A 4,993-nucleotide genomic window follows, 5' to 3' on the forward strand; every position below is an offset into this window, starting at 1 on the left:
GGGGGGGGGGGGGGGGGGGGGGGGGGGGGGGGGGGGGGGGGGGGGGGGGCCCCCGGGGGGGGCCCCCCGGGCGGGGGGCGGGGGGGGGGGGGGGGGGGGCGGGGGGCCGGCGGGGCCTTTCGGGCCGTGGGGCCGTGGGGTCAGCGCAGTACGCCGGCCGCGCGGGCCTCCACCAGCCACTCGGGGAACTCCACCATCAACTGGCCGTACAGCTCGTCGTCGGCCACCTCGCGCGGTTCGAGGCCCGCGTGGAAGAAGCCCGCGTTGTCCACCTGGCGCCGCTCGGGCACCGCAAGGTCGTCCAACTTGCGCAGGAAGTCGAAGCCCTTGGCCTGCGGGTCGCCGAAGCCCACGAACTGCCAGAAGATGGGCAGCCCGGCCGCCTCACAGAGCGCCTTCTCGGCCGCCGGCTTGCTGGTCGGCGCGCCGTCCGTCTGGAAAATGACGAACGCGGGGTCGGTCGAGCCCGACTTCTCGTAGTGCTCGATGACCGCCTTGACCGCCCAGTGGTAGTTGGTCCGCCCCATGTGCCCGAGCGAACCGTGCAACTCGTCAATGCGGCCCGCGTAGTTGGCCAGGTCCAGGTCTGCGGTGCCGTCCACATCGGTGGAGAAGAAGACGACCGGTACGACCCCGTCGTCGTCGAAGTGCGCCGCGAGCCCGAGCGCCTGCTCGGCCAGGTGCTGCACGGTGCCGTCCTTGTAGTACCGCCGCATCGACCCGGACCGGTCCAGCACCAGGTACACGGCCGCCCGCTGCCCACCGAGCCCGTGCTTGGTCAGCGCGGAAGCCGCCGCCTTGTACAGGCTGACCAGGCCAGGAGCCGACGCCTGCACCTTGCTCAGCGAAATGGCGGCGGCACTGCCGCCGGCCGCGGCGGCGGGTTCGCTCACGTCGGCCTCCGGCCCACTCTCGACTCGTCCGGTTGCCGCTGCCGCGGCGGGCTGGGCGGCGGGTTCCGGGGCGACCTCGGGGATCGCCTCCGAGGTGACCTCGGGCTCGGCCTTCGCGGGCTCCACCTTCGCGGGCTCGACTGCCACGGGCTCGGCTGCCGCGGTTTCGGTCTCCGCGGGCTCCGCCACCGCCGTGGTCGCGGGCGCCGTCTCCGCGGTTTCGGTTTCCGCAGCCTCGGTCTCCGCCGGGGTTACGGGCGCAGCCTCCGCAGCTCCGGTCTCCGCCGTGGCCGTTACGGGCTCCGCCGCGACGGCGACCGGGGCCGCAGCGGGCTCCGGGGCCTCATCGGTCGGGGCCGGCTCGACGGGCACGACCTGCGCCACGGGCTCCGCTTCCTCCTTCACGGGCTCGGGCTCGGGCTCGGGCGCCGCTTCCGCCACGGCCGCTGCCACGATCTCCGGCTCCGGCTCGTTCACCGGCTCCGGCGCGACCTCGGGCGCCACCTCAGCCACCGGCTCGGCGACAGCCTCGGGTTCAGCGCTGGTCACAGGCTCGGCGGCAGTCACAGGCCCCGCCTCAGCCACCGACTCGGCGGCGACCTCAACCTCAGGCACGGCGGCCGGCTCGGCAACAGCCTCGGCCATGGGCTCCGCCTCGGCAGCAGCCACAGGTTCAGCGGCCGGCTCGGGCTCAGCGGCAGCAGCAGGCTCGGGCGCCGCCGCGACCACCGGTGCGGCCTCGGCCTCGGCCTCGGCCTCCGGCTCGCGCTCGGGCGCCGCCTCGGCAGCAGCCACAGCCACCGAAGCAGCGGCAACCGGCTCCTTGGGGGCGGCATCCCGTACGACCTCGTCCCGTACGGCTTCCTCCGCTACGGCCTCGGCCCGTACAGCTTCCGCCGCCACGGCCCCGGCCCGTACGGACTCGTCCCGTACCGCTTCCTCCCGTACGGAATCGCCCTCCCCCGCCGGCTCCTCGCGCGCCTCTTCGGTGCGCTCCAACTCCCGTACGGCGGCAGCCTTTTCAGCTTCCCCGGCATCGGTCGGGCGAGTCGCAGCGGTCTCATCAGCCGCACCGGTCTCAAGCCCGGACCCAGCCTCGGTCTCGGTCTCGGTCTCGGCAACCGGCTCGCTCGGGCGCGGTGTGCTCGGGCGGTCGAAGAACTGGGAGACGGCGAGTTCCGCGGCGGCCTCCGGCGAGAGGGGGGCCGCGGCGTCGGCGGAATCCTTCGCGGCGGGGGTCTCGGTCGCGTCGGTCGCCGACGACGTCGCGCCGGCCCCGCTTCCCGTCGCCCCGCCCGCGGTCGCCGCCGCGGCCTCGTCCGCGGGCTCAGCCGCGTTCTGCGTCGTCTCCGTGGTCTCGCTCTCGTCGGTTGCCTTCCGTGAGCGGCGGAAAACATTGCGCAGCAGGTCCCGTATGCCCATGGATGAAGCCCCTCACCTGTCGAGTGCGATGCGCGCCAGTGCTGCCGGTCGGTCCGGGTGTGCGCTGGTGGTGCCGGTCGGTCCGGGTACGTACCGGGCCTGGCGCCGCGTGCCTGGCCGGGCCGGCCACGTAAGGCTAACGGGCCCGTGACCACCGGCCCGTGCGAGGCGGCGGGCCCGGCCCCCACCCGTACCCCGGGGCGTGTGATGAAGGTGTGACGGATGGTCTGCTACGGGTGGCCGGGCGGTCCGAATCGCCCCCGACCATCACGGACAAATCCGGCCGCACACGGCGCACGGCGGCCGGGATGCCCAGGGCCGGCCCTCACCGTACGTGACGACTGACCGGCGTCGTTCACTCCTGGTTCACTCTCACTTCGCCATTTCGCGACACCACCCCCATAGCTTCACGGCGGATCGATTCCGACACCGTGTCGGCGCGGGCCTGCGCCGGTGACCCAGAACGAAGGGAATGACGTGCGCAAGCTACTGCCACTGATCAGCTCGCACCCGGGCGGCCGTTCCGCGCTGACCTGCCGCTACCGCTGTGGCGACGCCTGCTTCCACGAGGTGCCCAACACCAGCGACAACGCCTACGTCGGCGACGTCATCGCCAGTGCGCTCTCGCGTCGTAACGTGCTGCGCGCCAGCGCCGTGGTCACCGTGGCCGCCGCTGCCGGTGCCGCCGTCGGTCTCGGCCAGGCGCCGCAGGCGTCCGCCGCCACCCAGGCCGTCGCCGCGCACGGCGGCAAGTCGCACGGCAAGGGCCGCTCCGGCGCCGCCCGCGGCCTGCGCTTCGACCCGGTCGCGCCGAACACCAAGGACGCGGTCGTCATCCCGCGCGGCTACGAGCAGAACATCGTCATCCGCTGGGGCGAGCCGATCCTGCCCGGCGGCCGTGACTTCGACCCGAAGCACCAGAGCGCCAAGGCGCAGGCCAAGCAGTTCGGCTACAACAACGACTACATGGCCGTGCTTGACATCCCGCACGAGCGCCACCGTCAGCTCCTCGTGGTCAACCACGAGTACACCGACGAGGTGCTGATGTTCGCCGGGTACGACGCGGACAACCCGACCCGCGAGCAGGCCGAGATCGCCATCGCGGCGCACGGCCTGTCCGTCGTGGCCGCCGCCGAGGACCGCCGCTCCGGCAAGCTCACCGCGCTCCGCCGGCACCACCTCAACCGCCGCGTGACCGGCTCGACCCCGTTCGAGGTCACCGGCCCGGCCGCGGGCAGCAAGTACCTGCGCACCTCCGCCGACCCGCGCGGCAAGCGCATCCTCGGCACCCTCAACAACTGTGGTGGCGGCATCACGCCGTGGGGCACCGTGCTCTCCGGCGAGGAGAACTTCAACCAGTACTTCGCCAACGCCGGCCAGGTCACCGACCCCGAGACCAAGGCCCGCTACGCCCGCTACGGGCTCAGCGGCGGCGCCAGCGAGCGCAAGTGGGAGCGTTTCGACAAGCGCTTCGACACCCTCCAGGAGCCGAACGAGCCCAACCGCTTCGGCTGGGTCATCGAGATCGACCCGTTCGACCCGCACTCGACGCCGCGCAAGCTCACCGCGCTCGGCCGGTTCAAGCACGAGGCCGCCGAGCCCCGGCTGACCGACGACGGCCGCCCGGTGCTGTACATGGGTGACGACGAGCGGTTCGACTACTTCTACAAGTTCGTCTCCGCGAAGCGGATGATGCACGGCAACAGCCGGTACGCCCGCGCGCACAACCGCACCCTGCTCGACGAGGGCACCCTGTACGTCGCCAAGTTCACCGGCGACAGCCCGGCGGGCGAGATCGACGGCTCGGGCAAGCTGCCCGCGGACGGCGCGTTCGACGGCAGCGGCGAGTGGATTCCGCTGGCCACCGGCACCACCTCGCACGTCGACGGCATGACCGCCGAAGAGGTGTACGTCTTCACCCGGCTCGCCGCCGACAAGGTGGGCGCCACGAAGATGGACCGCCCCGAGGACGTCGAGCCCAGCCCGCGCACCGGTCGCGTCTACATCGCGCTGACCAACAACAAGGACCGCGGCGCGAAGGGCAAGCCGGCCGCGGACGAGGCCAACCCGCGCAACAACAACAAGCACGGCCAGATCCTGGAGCTCGCCGAGCACTGGGACGACGCCGGCGCGGACCGCTTCAACTGGCGACTGTTCCTGGTCTGCGGCGACCCGAGCGACCCGAGCACGTACTTCGCCGGGTTCCCCAAGGACAAGGTCAGCCCGATCTCCTGCCCCGACAACATCACCTTCGACGTGCACGGCAACCTGTGGATCTCCACCGACGGCAACGCCCTCGGCACCCACGACGGCCTGTTCGGCGTGGCGACCGCGGGTGAGCGGCGCGGCGAGGTCAAGCAGTTCCTGACCGTCCCGAACGGCGCCGAGACCTGCGGCCCGATCGTCCAGGACCGCCGCGTCATGGTCGCCGTCCAGCACCCCGGCGAGATCGACGGCGCGACCGTCGAGAAGCCGAAGTCGGCCTGGCCCGACGGACCCGGCAAGCTGGTCCGCCCCGCGGTCGTCAGCGTCTGGCGGCGCGACGGCGGCGACATCGGCGCCTAGTGACCACGCCGGGGGGGGGGGGGGGGCGCGGCGCCCCCCCCCCCCCCCGCGCCGCGGGGGGCGGGCGACGGGGGGGCCCCCCCCCCCCGCGCGGCCGGGGGGGGGGGGGGGGG

Annotated in this window: 3 protein-coding genes; 1 reads left to right on the top strand and 2 read right to left on the bottom strand. The window is 73.4% G+C overall.

Annotation, left to right across the window (positions count from 1 at the left end; translation table 11 throughout):
- Together AAHZ94_RS28320 and AAHZ94_RS28325 are read right to left on the bottom strand one after the other, a co-directional pair.
- On the bottom strand, positions 1–180 hold a 180-nt coding region (locus AAHZ94_RS28320), incomplete at its 3' end, for a hypothetical protein (protein WP_349996398.1).
- A complete protein-coding gene (locus tag AAHZ94_RS28325) occupies positions 141–2,315 on the bottom strand; it encodes a vWA domain-containing protein (protein ID WP_349996400.1) in 2,175 nt (724 codons plus the stop codon). The genes AAHZ94_RS28325 and AAHZ94_RS28320, both read right to left, overlap by 40 nt.
- A 477-nt stretch (positions 2,316–2,792) precedes the next feature.
- Here AAHZ94_RS28325 and AAHZ94_RS28330 point away from each other — a divergent pair, with 477 nt between their 5' ends.
- Positions 2,793–4,880 carry a PhoX family protein gene (locus AAHZ94_RS28330; protein WP_349996401.1) on the top strand — a complete coding sequence of 696 codons (2,088 nt, stop codon included), beginning with the start codon at positions 2,793–2,795 and terminating at the stop codon, positions 4,878–4,880.
- Positions 4,881–4,993 lie beyond the last annotated feature (113 nt).

This window comes from Streptomyces sp. HSW2009 (assembly GCF_040240285.1).
GTDB lineage: Bacteria > Actinomycetota > Actinomycetes > Streptomycetales > Streptomycetaceae > Streptomyces.